This window comes from Bacteroides clarus, from assembly GCF_015555825.1.
Lineage (GTDB): Bacteria > Bacteroidota > Bacteroidia > Bacteroidales > Bacteroidaceae > Bacteroides > Bacteroides clarus.
In genome coordinates, this window is sequence record NZ_JADNLF010000012.1 from 116,329 (window position 1) to 134,491 (window position 18,163).

Annotated in this window: 18 protein-coding genes and 1 tRNA gene; 15 read left to right on the forward strand and 4 right to left on the reverse strand. The window is 42.4% G+C overall.

Annotated elements, in window-relative coordinates:
* Positions 1 to 35 precede the first annotated feature (35 nt).
* The 3 genes from I2F54_RS13420 to I2F54_RS13430 all read left to right on the forward strand — a co-directional run bounded on the left by I2F54_RS13420 (position 36) and on the right by I2F54_RS13430 (position 2,900).
* On the forward strand, positions 36 to 281 hold the full coding sequence (locus I2F54_RS13420) for a hypothetical protein (protein WP_195501443.1): 246 nt from the start codon (positions 36 to 38) through the stop codon (positions 279 to 281).
* A 139-nt stretch (positions 282 to 420) separates the two neighbouring features.
* Positions 421 to 1,818 (forward strand): HsdM family class I SAM-dependent methyltransferase, encoded by a 1,398-nt coding sequence (locus tag I2F54_RS13425; protein WP_229097196.1) that lies wholly within the window; start codon positions 421 to 423, stop codon positions 1,816 to 1,818.
* Between the two features lie 293 nt (positions 1,819 to 2,111).
* Positions 2,112 to 2,900 (forward strand): response regulator, encoded by a 789-nt coding sequence (locus I2F54_RS13430; protein ID WP_195501445.1) that lies wholly within the window; start codon positions 2,112 to 2,114, stop codon positions 2,898 to 2,900.
* Positions 2,901 to 2,980: 80 nt separating this feature from the next.
* Here I2F54_RS13430 and I2F54_RS13435 read toward each other — a convergent pair whose 3' ends face one another.
* A complete protein-coding gene (locus I2F54_RS13435) occupies positions 2,981 to 3,511 on the reverse strand; it encodes a hypothetical protein (RefSeq protein WP_087412501.1) in 531 nt (176 codons plus the stop codon).
* Positions 3,512 to 3,678: 167 nt separating this feature from the next.
* Positions 3,679 to 3,766 (reverse strand) — tRNA-Ser (locus tag I2F54_RS13440).
* Between the two features lie 565 nt (positions 3,767 to 4,331).
* Here I2F54_RS13440 and I2F54_RS13445 point away from each other — a divergent pair.
* From I2F54_RS13445 to I2F54_RS13455, 3 genes are read left to right on the forward strand one after another with little or no spacing between them, the layout of a single operon-like run.
* Complete coding sequence (locus I2F54_RS13445; protein WP_195501446.1) at positions 4,332 to 5,558, forward strand: quaternary amine ABC transporter ATP-binding protein; 1,227 nt, start codon at positions 4,332 to 4,334, stop codon at positions 5,556 to 5,558.
* Positions 5,555 to 6,382: an ABC transporter permease gene (locus I2F54_RS13450; protein WP_195501447.1), complete on the forward strand. Its 828-nt coding sequence runs from the start codon at positions 5,555 to 5,557 to the stop codon at positions 6,380 to 6,382. The genes I2F54_RS13445 and I2F54_RS13450 overlap by 4 nt, the downstream gene beginning before the upstream one ends.
* A gap of 21 nt (positions 6,383 to 6,403) precedes the next feature.
* The gene (locus I2F54_RS13455) at positions 6,404 to 7,255 is read left to right on the forward strand and encodes a glycine betaine ABC transporter substrate-binding protein (RefSeq protein ID WP_195501448.1); all 852 of its coding nucleotides are present in this window, start codon (positions 6,404 to 6,406) and stop codon (positions 7,253 to 7,255) included.
* 80 nt (positions 7,256 to 7,335) lie between these two features.
* On the opposite strand, the gene I2F54_RS13460 is transcribed toward I2F54_RS13455, so the two are convergent.
* Positions 7,336 to 7,560: a winged helix-turn-helix domain-containing protein gene (locus I2F54_RS13460; protein ID WP_022217587.1), complete on the reverse strand. Its 225-nt coding sequence runs from the start codon at positions 7,558 to 7,560 to the stop codon at positions 7,336 to 7,338.
* 1,036 nt (positions 7,561 to 8,596) lie between these two features.
* Between I2F54_RS13460 and I2F54_RS13465 the strand changes: the two genes are divergently transcribed.
* From I2F54_RS13465 to I2F54_RS13505, 9 genes are all read left to right on the forward strand, one after another.
* The gene (locus I2F54_RS13465; RefSeq protein WP_195501449.1) at positions 8,597 to 9,136 is read left to right on the forward strand and encodes a TetR/AcrR family transcriptional regulator; all 540 of its coding nucleotides are present in this window, start codon (positions 8,597 to 8,599) and stop codon (positions 9,134 to 9,136) included.
* A 9-nt stretch (positions 9,137 to 9,145) separates the two neighbouring features.
* Positions 9,146 to 9,595, forward strand: a complete 450-nt coding sequence (locus I2F54_RS13470) for a DUF2867 domain-containing protein (protein WP_195501450.1) — start codon at positions 9,146 to 9,148, stop codon at positions 9,593 to 9,595.
* Between the two features lie 91 nt (positions 9,596 to 9,686).
* On the forward strand, positions 9,687 to 10,814 hold the full coding sequence (locus I2F54_RS13475) for a GyrI-like domain-containing protein (RefSeq protein WP_195501451.1): 1,128 nt from the start codon (positions 9,687 to 9,689) through the stop codon (positions 10,812 to 10,814).
* Positions 10,811 to 11,494 (forward strand): 4Fe-4S dicluster domain-containing protein, encoded by a 684-nt coding sequence (locus tag I2F54_RS13480; protein WP_195501452.1) that lies wholly within the window; start codon positions 10,811 to 10,813, stop codon positions 11,492 to 11,494. The genes I2F54_RS13475 and I2F54_RS13480 overlap by 4 nt, the downstream gene beginning before the upstream one ends.
* 5 nt (positions 11,495 to 11,499) lie before the next feature.
* Positions 11,500 to 12,345, forward strand: coding sequence for an RteC domain-containing protein (locus I2F54_RS13485; protein ID WP_195501464.1), 846 nt, complete (start codon positions 11,500 to 11,502; stop codon positions 12,343 to 12,345).
* A 217-nt stretch (positions 12,346 to 12,562) separates the two neighbouring features.
* Complete coding sequence (locus I2F54_RS13490; RefSeq protein ID WP_008620924.1) at positions 12,563 to 12,922, forward strand: helix-turn-helix domain-containing protein; 360 nt, start codon at positions 12,563 to 12,565, stop codon at positions 12,920 to 12,922.
* Positions 12,885 to 14,930 (forward strand): AAA family ATPase, encoded by a 2,046-nt coding sequence (locus I2F54_RS13495; RefSeq protein ID WP_195501453.1) that lies wholly within the window; start codon positions 12,885 to 12,887, stop codon positions 14,928 to 14,930. Before I2F54_RS13490 ends, I2F54_RS13495 begins: the two co-directional genes overlap by 38 nt.
* 12 nt (positions 14,931 to 14,942) lie before the next feature.
* Complete coding sequence (locus I2F54_RS13500) at positions 14,943 to 15,221, forward strand: helix-turn-helix domain-containing protein (protein WP_007845607.1); 279 nt, start codon at positions 14,943 to 14,945, stop codon at positions 15,219 to 15,221.
* Positions 15,222 to 15,618: 397 nt separating this feature from the next.
* Positions 15,619 to 16,137: a dihydrofolate reductase family protein gene (locus I2F54_RS13505; RefSeq protein ID WP_195501454.1), complete on the forward strand. Its 519-nt coding sequence runs from the start codon at positions 15,619 to 15,621 to the stop codon at positions 16,135 to 16,137.
* 114 nt (positions 16,138 to 16,251) lie between these two features.
* On the opposite strand, the gene I2F54_RS13510 is transcribed toward I2F54_RS13505, so the two are convergent.
* The coding region (locus tag I2F54_RS13510) for a type IA DNA topoisomerase (protein ID WP_195501455.1) at positions 16,252 to 18,163 on the reverse strand (1,912 nt) is incomplete at its 5' end.

An 18,163-nucleotide genomic window follows, 5' to 3' on the forward strand; every position in this document is an offset into this window, starting at 1 on the left:
TATTCATTCAGACATTACAATGACTATCTGTGTGAGTGTACCATAAAGTTAAGCCACGAACCAATCTTTATCACATTTTACTCGAACTTACCGTTCCCCGACCTCAAAATATTTTTTGGCGCGACATCGGAAACCTCACTCTTGCCCTACCCGTACCCGATATCGGCAAAGATCCGCGTACCTACAACTACCTGAGCGGTGAAAGCATCCGCCTGCTTTCCGTAGAAATAAACTGCCAGATGAGACGGGAAATATCACCGATTACAACATGGACGAGTTAGTCAACGAAGACACCCTGATGAAACATTTCCAACTGTGGCGAAAGAAGGAAAAACTGGAAAGAAAAAAAGAAAGGGGAATATAGGCATACCGCCGAATTTCATGATAAAATGCCTATCTTTGCCACATCATAGCAGTGGTATGGCAACAGACACCTATTCAACAGAAAGCAAAGAATACGAAAACTCCCTCGACGCATCATATAAGAAAGGGAAGGGTATTTATTACACCGACATGGAACTGTCTTCAAGAATCATCAAATTCCTGAAGATTCCTTGCGGCGCCTATATACTGGACCCTTGTTGCGGAACAGGAAACTTTATCGTATCGGCACGGAACTCAGGCCATGAAAATGTGTATGGTTCCGACATCGACGCAAACGCGATAGCTCTCTGCCAAAGGAAAAGCGGCATAAAGAACATCACCGTGCTGGATACTTTAGCGAACAACGGCAAGGATATCCTACGAGAGCTGCATTTAAAATCTCCCGTAGATTATGTGATAGGAAATCCGCCTTATGTGCCTATCAACAAGGACATCACCATAGACACTCCCGACCGACCGTTCCTGAAAAGCGTAAAAGAATCGGGCAGTAACTTATTTATTGCCGCCATATACAGGGCTTTTGAACTGGCCTGTCCGGACGGCGTGATTTCATACATCATCCCCAAAAATTTCCTGCATGTTGCCTCATACAGCAAGCTGAGGAAGCTGATATTGAGTGAAAAGACCATATTGTCGATTATCGACATCGGCGTATATTTTAAAAGCGTAAGAGGGGAACAAATAATCATCACCCTGAAAAACAGCCACGTCCCCAACCACAATATCCGCATCTACGGATACGGCAACAATGAATTCATCAAGCGTCTGGAAGTTCCGCAGAGCTTTTACGACAACGAGATTCTATTATTTGAGAATGAAACGGATTTCCGCATATATAAGCGGTTAGAATCCTCGTATAAGAAGTTAGGCGATATCTGTACAGGCTATGTGGGCAGGGGCAAATCCAAATCTCCATCCGCCGTCACAGGAAAGGACATCCGGAAGTTCTCCCTAAAGAATGCCCCCGTCCCCCAGAAAGGTGACCGGGTGTTTATTCAGAATATTTACAGCGCCGAGGCGGGTATCATCGCCAGCTTTGCAGGAAACTTAGAGGCCTCTGAAACCGTCACTGTAATTACAGACCGCGATGAAAACATGTGCCGGTACATTCTGGGCATTTTACATTCCAGACTATGCAACTATTTCCTATTGAAATTCTGCTACAACAATTCAAAACTCACCATGCATACCGATGCCAAATATCTTAAAAAGTTGCCGTTCATTATTAACAGCCGTACTTTTAAGAAGATAGTAAGCATCGTAAAGCTACTTGAACAGACCCGATATATGAGTGATGAATGGTTTGAAGCCGTGGAGTCGTTAAATGATGTAGTTTATGAGACATACGATATAGGCAGGGCGGAAAGCGGGTATATAGATGCTCAAATGAGAGGGGTACAATCCGAGAAGTGGGATTATAATAGACAGAAATAGCGGAGAGACGGGGTTATATACATTTTCCGTCGAATACCCTTATTATTCAAGATTATACTCTCTTTGTAACGATTTAACAACTAAATTATAACTATTCCGTCACTCACAAACTTTCATTTTCCACAGCCATAAAACTAACTTCTGATAAGTTATAATCGGAGAAAGATATATTTTTAAACAAATATGTTAATAAACACCCAGCAAATATATTGTTAGGTATTTTTTGTGATTAACTTTGCGATATAAATCACAGTAACGTATACATTTAAAGTTATATTAGCCAGAAACTACTTATGAATACAAAGTTTAACGATTTTCAGACCTCTGCATTAGGATTTACAAAAAGTCCTCTAGGTATAATAGCTTTATTTATTGTTTTAATATATGGATTTGCAACATTGGCTGCTACATTTGGAGATAATTTTAAAGATTCCATTGTATTATTAGTCTATTTTTTAATATTATTCCCTGTGATTGTTTTTGTAGGATTTCTATGGCTTGTATCAAAACATCATGATAAAATCTATGGCCCCTCTGATTTCAAGAATGAGGACAATTTTTTTAAAATGAGAATGTCATCGGTTGCATCCTTAGCGGTTGCGTCCGCAAAACAATTTGAAAAGACGCAAAAAGATGGAGATATCCAAAAACAACTTGATTCTATAATTGAAACAGTATCTAAAACATCTTCTAATAAAGAACAAAACTCTACAAATGAGTGGAATAACAGAATTTTATGGGTGGATGACAGACCAGAGAATAATGTATATGAAAGACATGCTTTTGAAGCACAAGGACTTAGTTTTAGTCTGGCTCTATCAACAAAAGAGGCATTAGAAATTCTAAAAAATAACAAGTATGCCGTAATTATCTCCGATATGAAAAGAAAAGAAAGTGACAAAGAAGGCTATATCCTACTTGATGAAATTAGGAAAATAAAAAATGAAATACCTTTCTTCATATATACGAACTCTAATTCACCCACACAAAAAGAACTTGCCAAAGAAAAAGGGGCACAAGGCAGTACCAATAATGCTCAAGAATTATTTGAAATGGTCATGCGTACTATAAACAGGTTATAAATATTCATGTACAATAAATAAATACAACTGTTCTTATCGTCACTACAACCTGTATAGATATCCCATGCCTTTGTAGTCTTTCAAGAAGTAGTTGCAATGATTGTAATCATAATCATTGCAAATATGATAATTGCACTAATAATCATTTCTGCCGTACAACCCGAATTTGATTCAAGTGATGGTGATGTTTTTCCATCGATACTATCAATTATATGTAAGTTTTCCACTCCTAATAGCCGACATAGTTTTTCTGCAGTAATTGAAACTAAATTCTCCGGCATCTGCATGCCTATTTTTTCATAGAAAGGAGTATATTTATCCTTTTTCTTTTTTAAGATAGTTTCCAGAGAATATATATAATTGGTTTGATTTTGTGCAGCATCAATAATTTCCTCGTTAAAATGTGAATTAAGATATTCATAAGCTCCATTTCTATTTTCATTTAATAAAAATTTTGCTATCTCAACGGCTAACACTTCTTCAGTAGTTATATGCGCTAATCTTTTCTCGACTTCCTCACGCTGTCTGCGAAGATTGTCCGCTATCCCTCTCATCATCGAGTTTCCTGCAACATACCCCATTCCAGCATTTAACAAATCTTCATTATCCATATGTATACTTGTTAGAATTTACTTATTCACGATTGTGTCTGCTATACCCCTTTGGCACACAATGTAACAAAAGTAAGAAATATTTCACAATAACAACACCCGGCTTTACATTCTTAAGTGTAAAGTCGGGTGTTGTTATTGTGAAATATACTTTTTAATATCTATTGCGGAGAGACGGGGATTCGAACCCCGGATACCCTTTTGGGGTATACACGCTTTCCAGGCGTGCCTCTTCAACCACTCGAGCACCTCTCCTTTTCGGGGCGCAAAAGTAGAGGAAGTTTTCGAATTTACCAAATGTTTGGCATAAATAATCAGCCGAAATATATTATATTCGACCAAACTCAAGTAAAAAGCGAAAAAAGCTTCGATAATCAAATTTAATTATTACTTTTGCAGTACCACTTATGTACGATAAATGCGATATACGCAACGGGAAGGCATTAAGCCCTCGACGGTGCGTTTATCGCATTTATTGTTAGTACATGAGTGGTGTCAATATTAACAAGTCGGGGGCTTTTTTAGTTCCCTTTCTTATTATGCATTTATCTTTTTTTAGATACTTGTATAGCCCTCTTAAAAGGCTATTATAAATTTTGTCGTTTTCCCGTCTTACTTGTGAAAGCAGGACGGGATTTTTTTAACCGCCCCTGAACAAAGCGCACCGACAGCCCGTTTATATAATAGAAAACGACAAATATCCCTCATTTTTAATTCCATATTTACTTGTCCTGCCCAGGGCAAACCGAGTTAAATAAACCGCACCGGTCTGAAAATGAAACGTGAACCTGAACCATTAGTTAAAATAAACAATATTATTATGAGTAAAATAGAAATCAGAAACCTATACCTAATTTTCGGAAAAGAAAAACATAAAGCGGAGAAAATGCTGAAAGAGGGCAAAACCAAAGAGGAAATATTAAAGGCAACCGGATGTACCGTCGCCGTAAAGGATGCCAATCTCTCTATCAACGAAGGTGAAATATTCGTAATCATGGGACTGTCCGGCAGCGGGAAATCAACTTTACTACGCTGTATAAACCGCCTGATACGCCCTACCTCAGGAGAAATCATAATCAACGAAACAGACATCTCAAAGGCTTCCAAACAGGAGTTACTGCAAATACGCAGAAAAGAGCTCGCTATGGTATTCCAACATTTCGGATTGCTGCCCCACCGCTCCGTACTGCACAACATCGCTTTCGGGCTGGAACTGCAAGGAGTGAAAAAGGGAGAACGTGAGAAGAAAGCCATGGAATGTATGCAACAGGTAGGGCTGAAAGGCTATGAAAACCAAATGGTAGGACAACTTTCCGGCGGTATGCAGCAACGTGTGGGACTGGCACGTGCCCTTGCCAATAACCCGGAAGTATTGCTGATGGACGAAGCTTTTTCCGCCCTCGACCCGCTGATACGCGTACAGATGCAGGATGAACTGCTGACTTTACAGTCGAAAATGAAAAAAACAATTGTCTTTATCACCCACGACCTGAATGAGGCCATCAAGCTGGGTGACCGCATCGCCATTATGAAAGACGGCGAAATCGTACAGACAGGCACTTCGGAAGAGATATTGACCGAACCCGCCAATGCTTATGTGGAACGTTTCGTAGAAAATGTAGACCGTTCCAAGATTATCACCGCAAGTTCCATCATGGTAGACAAACCGCTCGTAGCGCGACTGAAGAAAGAAGGGCCGGAAGTGTTGATTCGTAAAATGCGTGAACGCAATCTGACCGTACTGCCTGTGGTAGATGCCGGCAATATCCTGATTGGCGAGGTCAGACTGAACGACCTGATAAAACTGCGAAAGGAGCAAATCCGCTCGATAGACACCGTTGTGCGCCATGAAGTACACTCCGTACTGAGCGATGCCATACTTGAGGATATCCTGCCGCTGATGACGCACACCAACTCACCTATCTGGGTAGTGAACGAAAACCGGGAATTCCAGGGAGTGGTTCCACTGTCATCACTTATCATCGAAGTGACCGGAAAGAACAAGGAAGAAATCAATGAAATCATTCAAAACGCAATAGAATTATGATAAATATAGGACAATATATAGAAACGGCCATCAACTGGCTTACAAATAACTTCGCTACATTCTTTGACACTCTGAGCATCGGTATCGGCAGCTTTATAGACAGCTTTCAGCATGTGCTGTACGAGATTCCCTTTTATATCACCATTGCCGTACTGGCAATTCTTGCCTGGATGAAATCGGGTAAGGGTACGGCAGTATTTACCGTACTGGGACTGCTGCTGATTTACGGAATGGGCTTCTGGGAAGAGACCATGCAGACTTTGGCGCTCGTACTATCGTCCACCTGTCTCGCACTGCTGCTGGGAGTGCCGCTGGGTATCTGGACTGCCAACAGCAACCGATGCAATAAAATCATGCGTCCGATATTGGACTTCATGCAAACCATGCCAGCCTTTGTGTATCTGATTCCGGCAGTACTGTTCTTCGGACTGGGCACTGTACCGGGAGCATTTGCAACCGTCATTTTTGCCATGCCACCGGTAGTACGACTGACCGGGCTCGGTATCCGTCAGGTTCCGAAAAACGTAGTGGAAGCGTCCCGCTCTTTCGGTGCCACCCCTTGGCAGTTACTCTACAAAGTACAGCTACCGCTGGCATTGCCAACCATAATGACGGGAATAAACCAAACAATCATGATGTCTCTGTCCATGGTAGTGATTGCCGCAATGATTTCGGCCGGCGGTCTGGGAGAAGTCGTCCTGAAAGGAATCACCCAGATGAAAATCGGACTTGGCTTTGAAGGCGGTATAGCCGTTGTCATACTGGCTATCGTACTGGACCGCATCACGCAGGGTATGGCGCAAGGCAAAAAGAAAAAACAATAGAACAGGAAAGGAATAAGGAATATGAACAAACTGAAAACAACAGCCGTACTGTTACTGGCAGCTTTGCTGACAACAGCCTGCGGCAACCTCAACAACGATAAGAAAATCAGCATAGCCTACGCCAACTGGTCGGAAGGTATCGCAATGTCTCACCTGGCCAAAGTAATACTGGAAGAACACGGCTACGACGTACGAATGCTGAACGCAGATTTAGCCCCTATCTTCGCTTCATTATCGCGTAAAAAAGCGGACGTATTTATGGACGTATGGATACCGGTAACCATGCATGATTATATGGAGCAATACGGCGACAAACTGGAAATCATCAGCGATGTATACGACAATGCACGCATCGGACTGGTAGTCCCGGAATACGTCACTATCCAATCTATCGAAGAATTAAACGGGTATAAGGATAAATTCTCCGGAAAAATTATCGGCATCGACGCAGGAGCCGGAATTATGAAAACAACCGAAAAGGCACTGGACGGCTACGGGCTGGACTACAAACTGATGACCGCAAGCGCTCCCGCCATGACCACCTCGCTGGGAAAGGCTATTCAGAAGAAAGAATGGGTGGTAGTAACCGGCTGGACTCCGCACTGGATGTTCGGACGTTATAAACTGAAAGTACTGGACGACCCCAAACAGATATATGGCAAAGCGGAATCCATCCACACTGTAACTTGGAAAGGCTTTAGTGAGAAGGAGCCGTTTGTTACCGAACTTTTACGAAATATCCGGCTGAATGACGAACAAATCAGTTCGCTGATGACCGCTGTGGAAGAAACACGGAAAACGGAAACCTATGCCGCCCGTCAGTGGATGAAAGAACATCAAGCATTGGTAGACAGCTGGATTCCGGCACAATAAAAGATACAAATTCCCTATACGTCCGACGAATTTTTATCACCGGAAGTATAGGGAACATTATGCTATGGTCGGAGCTGCTCTTAGCCGAAATTAAACGTATAAGCGTTCTTTCGCTGCAACTCGATAGTTCCATTCTTTCGCTCTATGCTGATCTGGTCTTCTCTTGCCAGCCAACCTGCTGCCAACGCTGTGCTCTCCACGCTTAAATTCAGCTTCTCGGCAAGCTCAACGATTGAAATCTCAGTTACTTCATTTAGTGCCTGCCAAACTTTTCCGGCATTGACACCTACAATTTTCTTGTCCATAAAGGTTATTAATAAAAACGGTTAGTAGTAATAATGGTTAGTTTAAGTATATTCATAACAGGTAACTGCCACTCTATTGTAAAGAGAATACCGTATCAGAGAGGTTCAAATCCCGAAAAGACTTTCCGGGAAGAAAACAGGAACAGCGACACACGTGTTTATCATATTGCAAAACATTTATGGCTTGTGCCCTTATGTGCAAACCAATTAACATAAAAAGCGTAAGGGCATTAGCTTCTTATAGAGCACAAAGTCTTGATATCCCTTTATACAGAAGTTCGGCTAAACGCTTTTTTCCTAAAATGCAAAAAACACTGCCACTCGATTGCGACTATACAAACATACAAATAATTTTAAAAATACAAGCACAATCAACTGTTTATCTTTATGAGTAACGATAAAAACAGATATTTAGGACATTATTATTACAAATACATCGTAGTATTTCCATGTATATCCGATATTTACGGGAATTGTGAGTTGGAATGGTACAATATAAATGTGACATAGTTAGGACAAACAGCAAGGGGGTACATCATCTTTTTTCAGAAGATATTAGCGGGGAATGTCCTACCGTTGACAGGACGCATGACTATATTCCATGATAAACACGCAATAGACTTTTGAGGATACAACAAAAGGGGCATAAATCTCGTGAACACTTGATTTAGACCCCTTTCCAGCGGAGAGACAGGGTTATGAACCCATACCTCAATATCCTTGAAATTCAATTCTTTATCAATGTGTCAAAGCCTTAGGGGGTACAACTTAGGTTACAAAATCTACGCTTTTCTGTCACCTTTTGGCTGTTTGTTGTCTGCCTAAAACTACGGTTCAAAGATACGGCTTTCTTTTGAATTATGCAAATCATTGAAAATAAATATTCTACGGTTAGTGCAAGGTGCAAGCTATATATATAGATATATACTTGCACCTTGCACTAAATTTTTGAAGAAAATAATAGGGCTGTTTGCTTAATCCAGATTTCTTTCATATATTTGCATACCATATAGTATGGTATTATAAAAACGGTAATATGAAGAAAGTAGAGAAAAAACAATGGTTTGTTATTGGGCTTCAAATCATAGAAAACAATGGGGTTGCAAAAATCACAATAGACAACTTATGTAATCTCTTAGAAATTACAAAAGGAGCGTTTTATCATCATTTCAAAAATATAGACGGGTATATAGATGCTCTTATGGCTTTTTGGGTAAAAGAGAATACACTTGCATTTATCGAAGAAGTAGAAAAATTAGGGAGTTCAAAAGAAAAGTTACATACCTTATCTCAAATGTCTGCTTCCTCTGAATACAAATGCGAGGGACGGATTAGAGGGTGGAGTTATACAAATGATATTGTACAGCAATATGTCGCACAAGTAGATAAATTGAGATTAGACTATCTGACAAAGTTAATCCAAGATTGCGGATATGATGTAGAGTATGCGCATAAAATAGCTACTATCCAATATTCCTTACTGATTGGATTGCAACATATCTGCTCTGAAATCCCTGCTTGTGATTTCAATGAACTTCAAAATATGCTGATTGAAAAATTTGAAACAGAACAATAAAGGCAAACCATGAAACAAAAAGATAGTTTGATTATCAAATATCTCCCAGCGGACTACAAAGATTGTTTTTGGGAAAAACTTACAAATAAGCCAAATGTGTCTGTAAAAGAACTGTTTGCTTTAATGTTCATCCAACACCCTAAATGGGTATCATGGTTATTGAAGTTACGTGATTTTATTGTAAAACCATTAAATTTAAAAGCAAGTAAATCGTTCAAAGAGTTAATCATAGAACAAAATAGCCACGAAATCATCTTAGGGACAAAAGATAAGCACTTGACATTCTATGTATCTATATCTTGCTTTGCATCAAAGCGAAACGAACAAATTGCAAGTATAACTACACTCGTAAAATACAATAATATTTTAGGCAAAGTATATTTTCTTGCAATATGGATATTTCACAAATTTATAGTTCATCGACTATTAAAAAGAGCTATTAGAAAGTGCGCCAAATAGAATTCCCAAAGAGTATATTAAAAGATAGCTATTTATGGTAACTCCTTTCATAACCCATTAAGTAATTTTGCTCCCGATAATCAAAATAATGATGCAAACAGATACAGAAACAAAATATTGCCAAACTTGCGGAATTCCCTTGGATATTGACTATAATAATCTTGGGGCAAATATAAGTACGGAGTATTGTGACTATTGCTTAAAGCATGGTGTCAAGGGTTATGATTTTTCAATGGACTATCTGATTTACCTTTGGGGACTTTTTCCGGAAGAATATTATAAAGAAGTAGGCATATCCTATACTTCATCGGAAATTAGGGATATAATGTCAAGACGGCTTCCCGAAATCAAACGGTGGAAACAGAAAATCAATACGGCACATGTACTGTATGAGTTGGTTGTGAGAATACAAGAATACATTAACCGACATTTGTTTGATGAACTTAGTTTAGATACTCTGTCACAAACGGCAGGTATTTCTAAATACCATTTTCGGCGTGTTTTCAAAACGGTGTGTGGTGAGAATATCGGGCTTTACATCCAACGGTTACGATTGGAATACATTGCTTTCAAGTTAATATCAACCGATATAAGCGTTACAGAATTATTATACCAAATCAACTATCAAAATAAGCATACGCTTTCGAGAGCATTCAAGAGTTATTTTAATTGTACGATACCTGAATTTCGCAAACTTCATTTGAATGCCTGTCCCGAAGGAAAGCACCCTGTGCAAATCGTTCCTCGTATTGAAAAAGTTCCTCCCATTCGTATTGCCTGTTTGAAGTTGGAATGGACGGAGCATATAAGCCATGACTTTTCGGTATTATGGAAACAGATATTGCACCTTTCTGAATACTACGATTTACAATCAAATGATTGTCAATATATAAGCCTAACTTTGGATTGCCCGCTAATTTCTTCGGAAGAACAAAGTCGTTTCATGGTTGGAATAACCGTTCCGGCATCATTCCGTGTGCCAAATGGTTTCTTTACTTATGAAACAGAAGCGGGTGAATATGCTGTATTCCCGTTCAAGGGATTATATCACGAATTGAACCGAGTGTATCGTTACATATACCTTGACTGGTTGCCGTCAAGTGGATATACATTGAGAGAGCCTTTCACTTTTGAAACCTATCTCAATACTCCGAAAAAAACTCCAGTTTCGGAATTGAGAACGGATATTTATATTCCTATTGTGCGAAAGAACAAATGAATAACTTAAATTTGGAAATCGAACAACTGTTAAGGAGTGAAGATGTCAGTTTTGTTCACTTCGTGGATATTTCCATGCTTGATATACAACATAATCGAGGACTTCCATATGCCATACTGATAGGAATTGCCATAAATCCGCAATTTATCAAAATGGTGTATGATAGCCCCAATTATGTGCATACTCTCGATGATGAATACGCACAGACAGAAAATCAGGTAGGATTGATTGCGGATAAACTGGCTGACCGACTTATCAAAAACGATTATAAAGCGTTGTCACAATCAGATAGTGGATTGATAGCTGATAACTCATTTGATTTCACAACAAAAACGTCCGTTTTACCACATAAAACTATTGCTACTCTTAGCGGTATAGGGTACATTGGTAAAAACAATCTATTCATCACAACCGAATATGGGGCTGCGCAATGTCTTGGTTCTGTCCTAACAAATGCTCCGTTAGCAGTAATGAAACATGAAATCCAGTTGCCGAAATGCAATAGTTGTAATATATGCCGAGATATATGTCCTCCAAAAGTACTGAAAGGAAAGTGCTGGAATACAAAAGTTTCAAGGGGTGAAATGGTAAATGTCAATGAATGTATTACATGCTTGAAATGTTTGGTACATTGTCCAAAAACACAAGCATATATGAAACGAAACATCAGTATATGGTAAAATACATGAAAGAGTATATCGGTAATATATTGCAAAAAATAGACACAGAGATTGATGAAATCGACCTCTACGGGTATGATATTATCGAAACTTCTCTTTCAATGGTACATAAGTTGCAAACAGTTCTTGATGATTTGAGGACAAAAATACAGACCTATGTATTTCCAACAAAAGAGGATGAAATTACATTTTTCAAAACTCAAAAGCCGGAAATACTTGGTAGGCTATTATTCTTCTATAAGATTTATCGGATTGAAACACAATGTCCTAATGGTAGCGATGAAGTGATTAGAAAATATATCAATCAAGAACTGGACAATCTAACTTACTTTTTTAACCGGAATTTAGACTTTTACCAATACTATCGTTCACACTCAACTATATACGATGAATATTATTTCATTCGTGGAAAAGCAGATTTACGATTATGCACCGATAGCGCACAATTCGATAAAGACCCGAATTTCTCAACAGGATATGATTACAAAGTAGCCAAGATTATATCCAATGAAATGCTGCGTATCTATCTCAATAAAAGAATAGTCAAACTTGAAACAGATAATCAGATAGAAGATAATCTTCAAAAGTGCCTAAAATATCCTTTCCGCTTTACTGGTAAGAAAGTTTTCCTTATTGAGTTAGGATATTCTCTTGCTTCTTCCGGCGACTTCAATAATGGCAATGTCGAGATAAAAGAAATGATGAATTTTCTTGGTACAGTTTGCCATATAGACTTGGGAGATTACTACGCTGCATATATCGCCATGAAAGAGAGAAAAGACCGGACGGCATATCTCCACCACTTGATAGATAGCCTGACCAAACGAATGAATGAGGATGATATGAAATAACCCTCTGTATTACAGAATTAAGAAGTACCATGTTTACCCCAACATGGTACTTCTTTTTTTTGTAAGTAATCCCTTTGAAAACCGATGTTTTACAAAGGGATTATCCGTTATTTCATCCGATTTTCCCCTCAAAAAAAGTAATACCATGATAGGTACAACCATGACTTTTAGGTTGTTTCTTCTACCGAACTTTGCGGCAAATCAATAAGTTAGCAATATGGAGATTATAACATTTGAGTCAAAAGCCTACAAGGAACTTGACAACAAGATTACCGCCATAGCAAACTACATCTTCAATCATTTGGACGAAAACAAGACCGATGAAGATGAAATTTGGGTGGACAGTTACGAAGTATGTACTTTCTTGAAAATCAGTGACCGAACCCTGCAACGCCTGCGGGCGGCAGGAATGATTTCTTACTCCGACATCAAGGGACATTACTTCTATAAGATTAAGGAAGTCAAACGAATGTTGGAAGAACGCCTGATTAAGCGTGACAAGGAGTGTATAAACGAACTGATAACCAATCACCAGCAATATGTTAAGGAAAGAAGAAATACTAAGCAGGACAAATAACGGTCTGTTCGTTTTCAAGCATTACTTACCCGGTGACTGGCGTATAGGCAGGCATTTTCTTAACCCGCTCTATCAGGACAAGAAAGCATCATGTAATATCTACTTTGACCGCCATAGCGGTATGTATAAGATGAAAGATTTCGGTAACGACAATTATAGCGGCGACTGCTTTTTCTTCGTAGGGCAGTTAAAAGGGTTGGACTGTAACCGGGCGGCTGACTTTGTGGAGATACTGGAGATTATCGACCGGGATTTGGGGCTGGGACTGGCGACAGAAACTCCAATAGCTATTCCTACAACGGTAAATAATCGGAATGCGGCAGACAAAGCCGAAGAAACACCCGAAAAACCAGTCAAGCCCTACCAGTTCCGAGAACAGAAGTTTCCGCTTGCAGAACTGATGTACTGGCAACAATATGGCATCACGCCTGAACTGCTGGAGCATTACAAGGTCTGTTCCCTCCGGGAGTATAACAGCGAAACGGCAGAGGGGAAACCATATACCTATGTTTCATCGATGACAGAACCTATGTATGGTTACAAGGGCAAACAGTATATCAAGTTGTACCGTCCATTCTCCACGCCCCGTTTCCTTTATGGTGGCAGCTTCGGTGAGAATTATTGTTTCGGGCTGGAACAACTGCCCGCCAAAGGTGATACCCTGTTTATCACGGGCGGCGAAAAAGATGTGCTTTCTTTGGCGGCACATGGATTTCACGCTATCTGCTTCAACAGTGAAACGGTGACCGTTCCGCCCACGCTGGTTTATCGGCTGACATTCCGCTTCAAGCATATTGTATTACTCTATGATACGGACAAGACAGGCTGGGAAAGCGCAAAAAAGCAAGAAAAGCTACTGGAAGAATTTGGCGTAAAACGCCTGCTCCTGCCGCTTCCGGGAACGAAAGAGGAAAAGGACATTTCCGACTACTTCAAAGCCGGGAACACCCGTGAAGATTTCCTGAAACTGTTTATCGAATTTTTAGACAACCTATATAGCGACACATTGATTATGCTAAAATCGTGCGAGATAGATTTCAACAACCCGCCCGCCAAAGCGCAGGTGATTATTTCGGCGGGCGATGTTCCATTGGGAACGCAAGGCAACCTGTTCGGCATCACCGGGGGCGAGGGAACGGGAAAGAGCAATTATGTGGCCGCAATCGTGGCGGGCTGCATCTGCCCGGCTGGTGCGGAAACAGATACGTTGGGCATACAGGTAACGACCAACGGCAGGCACAAGGCGGTCTTGCTCTATGACACCGAACAGTCGGAAGTGCAACTGTTCAAGAACGTAAGCAACCTGCTGGCAAGAGCCAAACAGCAGGACAAACCGGAAGAACTGAAAGCGTTCTGCCTGACGGGTATGTCACGCAAGGAACGCTTACACGCCATTGTGCAAAGCATGGATAAGTTCTACTACCAGTACGGCGGCATCCAGTTGGTTGTCATTGACGGCATCGCCGACCTCGTAAAGAGTGCCAACGATGAAGCGGAAAGCGTGGCGGTGATAGATGAACTCTATCGGTTGGCTGGTATCTATAACACGTGCATTCTTTGTGTGCTGCACTTCGTCCCGAACGGATTGAAACTGCGGGGACATTTGGGTAGCGAACTGCAACGCAAGGCGGCTACTATCCTGTCGATAGAGAAAGACGATGACCCCGCCCAGTCGGTCGTGAAAGCCCTGAAAGTGCGTGACGGTAGCCCGCTGGACGTACCCCTGATGCTCTTTGCATGGGACAAGAAAGCCGGGATGCACGTGTATAAAGGGGAAAAGCCCCGTGAAGAAAAGGAGAAACGCAAGGAAAAGGAGTTGGTGGGCGTTGCCCGTGACATCTTCGGGCGGCAGACACATATCACCTACATAGACCTTTGCGAACAGTTACAGCAGGTCTTGGACGTTAAGGAGCGTACCGCAAAGAGTTATATCCGTTTCATGCGTGAACGGGACATTATCGTTAAAGACCCGGCAAACCAAAGTTATTTTATGATAGGTCTAATTTAATCCGACAGCACTATGTATATAGATAAAGAAAATTTCGTGGCATGGATGGAGCGTATCATGGACAGGTTCGATATGCAGGAAAGAAAGATAGACCGCCTATTAAGTGAACACAACTATCTGAACGGTGAAAAATTGCTTGACAATCAGGACTTATGCTTCATGCTGAAAGTGAGTACCAAGACCTTGCAGCGTTACCGCAAGAAAGGCATATTGCCCTATATAATGCTGGACGGGAAATATTTCTACCGGGCAAGTGACATTCACAAGTTAATTCGTGAACGCACAGATTAGGTAGGTTACAATGAGTACCTATACTTTCCGTTATCCTGTCGTATTATTGTAATATGGCAGGATTTCTGTTATTTGCAAGGTTATTCCGGTGATTTTCGCTACTTTTGCAAAAGTAACATAAGAGAATAACGGCGATTGAACAACTTCGGTTGTGATTTCGTCTTTATATATAACATATTCGTTCGCCGAATATCTCACTACGAAAACTGGCACTTTTCAAAAGAAACGGGATTTTCAGCGCAATGTCTATGCTATGTTTTGTCATAGCGTGGGCTTGCCTGTTTCGTTTCTTTAGGTATGCCAGTACCTCGTAGTGGAGCAGTGTAAGTTCACGCTTCTTTTTTGAGATGCAGGCGGGCGATGTGAATAAGAATTATCAACTTTAATACCTGATAAGATGAAACAAATTAAAGCGCATATCGCCGTATCTCTTGACGGACATACAGCCACTTTAGACAAGGAACTTGACTGGCTACCCCGTGAAATAAAAAATATCGTTGGCAAGCAATACTTGGAAGCGGACTGCCTGCTTATGGGAGCAAACACCTACAACTACATCTTTGAACACTGGGGCGGGTGGCCGCACAAAAGCAAGCGGTCTTTTGTGGTGTCACACTACGACACCAACGTGACACCGGACTGCGGCGTGGAGTTCCTGACCGAAGAACCGCTGCAAAGGGTCTATGAACTGAAACAGGAAAATGACATGCTGGTGGTGGGTGGCGGCAAACTGCTTACCTCGCTGATAAAAGCCGGACTGTTGGATAGTCTGACTATCTACACCGTTCCCGTCATGGTGGGCAAAGGCATCGGCTTCATCGGTGAAACATTCGGCTCGCAGTGGAAGCTGTCGGAAAGCGGGGTGCTGGACAACGGGGTTATCCGTTCGACCTATCTGTTTGACGGGAGTCTGTAACAAGTAAAGAAGCATTAAAAATGCGCCCGGTTTCCCTCCGGGCGCAACCACTAAAATTTCAATTATTTTAAGCCCAAAAACTTATCACAATGAAATTTCAGCGGTAAAGATAGGCTATTTCTTCGGTTTGGCTTTCTTTTCGGGGAATGAAAAGGCGACATTGAACTGTTCGTCCAGTACCAGCGAAGCATCGAAAGCCTTGCCGTTCTTGCCCTTGAAGCCATTGATTAGCCCGGTCTTGCGTTTCGTCACCAGTTCGACAACCTGCTTGTCGGTCAGTTGCTTGTCGCACTTGTTGCGGAATATGGTAAGCGTACAGTCCACGTTGGAACACTTCGCTACTTTCGGATAGAACAGGATGCGCCCGCTTCCGCACTTCGGGCAGGGGCAGGTTTCATCGCCCGCAAGGGACAGTTGCACCGACAGCAGTTCCGCCGTGATTTGGGCGGCGTACACCTCGATGCCCTTTCGGAACGTGTCGGCATCCATGTCACCCGCTTCTATCTTGGCAAGGGCGGTTTCCCACATGCCGGTCATTTCGACATCGGCAATCTTCTTGTCCTTGACAATCCTGTAAACCGCAAGCCCCTTGTCGGTGGGTACAAGGTTCTTCTTCTCACGCACGATATATTGGCGGGTGAACAGCGTTTCGATAATCGCCGCACGGGTGGCGGGTGTACCTATCCCGGCATCTTTCAAGTTGGCTTTCAGTTCGGCATCCTCCAGTTCCTTGCCTGCGTTCTCCATTGCGGCAAGCAGGCTGCTTTCCGTGTGTAGCGGTTTCGGCTTGGTCTGCTTTTCGAGCAGATCCACGCAGGAAATCGGCAGGCTTTCCCCCTCTTGGAGTGGCTGCAGACTGGCGGCTTCTTCATCCTCTCCCGTTTCCTGCTCACCGAAAACAGCCCGCCACCCGGCTTCTTTCATTACTGACCCTTTCACCGTGAAGTCGGTATCTCCGGCAGACAGCACGGCGGTGGTTACGTCTTTCACGCACCTGCCCGAAAAGGCTTCCAGCATACGCCCAGCTACCAGTTCGTAAACCGCCCGTTCGTCTTTGGAGAGTTCACCGGGCAGGTTTTCTGTGACGATTAAGGCGTGGTGGTCGGTCACTTTGCCGTCATTCACGCTGCGGCGGTTCAGCGTTACTTCTTTCAGCCCGGTAGCATACCCGGCAAAACGGGGGTATTGCCCCAGCAGGGCGACACGCTCCGGCATTTCATCGAAAACGTCCTCCGGGATATAGCGGCTTCCGGTGCGGGGGTATGACATCACTTTCTTTTCATACAGGCTTTGCGCTATGGAAAGGGTTTTGTCCGCCGAGAAGTTCAGCTTCGTGTTCGCTTCCTTTTGCAGCGTGGTAAGGTCGTACAAAAGGGGCGGTTCTTGGCTGGTTTCTTTCCTTTCAACGGACTTCACCGCAAGCTGCCCGGCATCCTTTACCCGTTGCAGGGCGGCTATGGCTTCGGACTGCTGCTCCCACTTGGCGGTAGATTGGAAGGTGAAACTGATTCCACCGCTGGCTGCTGCCGCTTTGAGTTGCCAGAATTTGGCAGGTACGAAATTCTTGTTTTCCAAATAGCGGCTGCATATCATCACGAGCGTGGGTGTCTGCACCCTGCCCAGCGAGAACACGCCCTGCCCGGCTGCCACGCTCAACGCTTGGGTGGCGTTTATCCCTATCAGCCAGTCCGCTTCGCTGCGGGACTTGGCGGAGAGGTAGAGGTTATCGTAACGCTCGCCCGGCTGCAAGTTATCCAGCCCCTCACGGATTGCCTTGTCGGTAAGGCTGCTTATCCACAGACGTACGAAAGGCTTTTGGCAGTTCAGGTAATGGAATATATAGCGGAAGATTAACTCACCCTCACGCCCGGCATCGGTTGCTACAATAATCTTGTCACACTGGTCGAATACCTCTCTAATCACTTTCAACTGTTTCAACACGCCGGGGTCTGCCTTGTAGCCTTTCTCGGCTTTCACCTGACGGGGGATTAGCTGGAAATCGGGCGGCAGTATGGGCAGGCTCTCC

Coding starts and splice junctions, on each gene's coding strand:
- I2F54_RS13495 (WP_195501453.1), top strand. CDS start 12,885: ATGTTAAGGAAAGAAGAAATACTAAGCAGGACAAATAACGGTCTGTTC.
- I2F54_RS13455 (WP_195501448.1), top strand. CDS start 6,404: ATGAACAAACTGAAAACAACAGCCGTACTGTTACTGGCAGCTTTGCTG.
- I2F54_RS13475 (WP_195501451.1), top strand. CDS start 9,687: ATGCAAACAGATACAGAAACAAAATATTGCCAAACTTGCGGAATTCCC.
- I2F54_RS13480 (WP_195501452.1), top strand. CDS start 10,811: ATGAATAACTTAAATTTGGAAATCGAACAACTGTTAAGGAGTGAAGAT.
- I2F54_RS13435 (WP_087412501.1), bottom strand. CDS start 3,511: ATGGATAATGAAGATTTGTTAAATGCTGGAATGGGGTATGTTGCAGGA.
- I2F54_RS13465 (WP_195501449.1), top strand. CDS start 8,597: ATGAAGAAAGTAGAGAAAAAACAATGGTTTGTTATTGGGCTTCAAATC.
- I2F54_RS13490 (WP_008620924.1), top strand. CDS start 12,563: ATGGAGATTATAACATTTGAGTCAAAAGCCTACAAGGAACTTGACAAC.
- I2F54_RS13425 (WP_229097196.1), top strand. CDS start 421: ATGGCAACAGACACCTATTCAACAGAAAGCAAAGAATACGAAAACTCC.
- I2F54_RS13450 (WP_195501447.1), top strand. CDS start 5,555: ATGATAAATATAGGACAATATATAGAAACGGCCATCAACTGGCTTACA.
- I2F54_RS13470 (WP_195501450.1), top strand. CDS start 9,146: ATGAAACAAAAAGATAGTTTGATTATCAAATATCTCCCAGCGGACTAC.
- I2F54_RS13505 (WP_195501454.1), top strand. CDS start 15,619: ATGAAACAAATTAAAGCGCATATCGCCGTATCTCTTGACGGACATACA.
- I2F54_RS13460 (WP_022217587.1), bottom strand. CDS start 7,560: ATGGACAAGAAAATTGTAGGTGTCAATGCCGGAAAAGTTTGGCAGGCA.
- I2F54_RS13500 (WP_007845607.1), top strand. CDS start 14,943: ATGTATATAGATAAAGAAAATTTCGTGGCATGGATGGAGCGTATCATG.
- I2F54_RS13430 (WP_195501445.1), top strand. CDS start 2,112: ATGAATACAAAGTTTAACGATTTTCAGACCTCTGCATTAGGATTTACA.
- I2F54_RS13445 (WP_195501446.1), top strand. CDS start 4,332: ATGAGTAAAATAGAAATCAGAAACCTATACCTAATTTTCGGAAAAGAA.
- I2F54_RS13485 (WP_195501464.1), top strand. CDS start 11,500: ATGAAAGAGTATATCGGTAATATATTGCAAAAAATAGACACAGAGATT.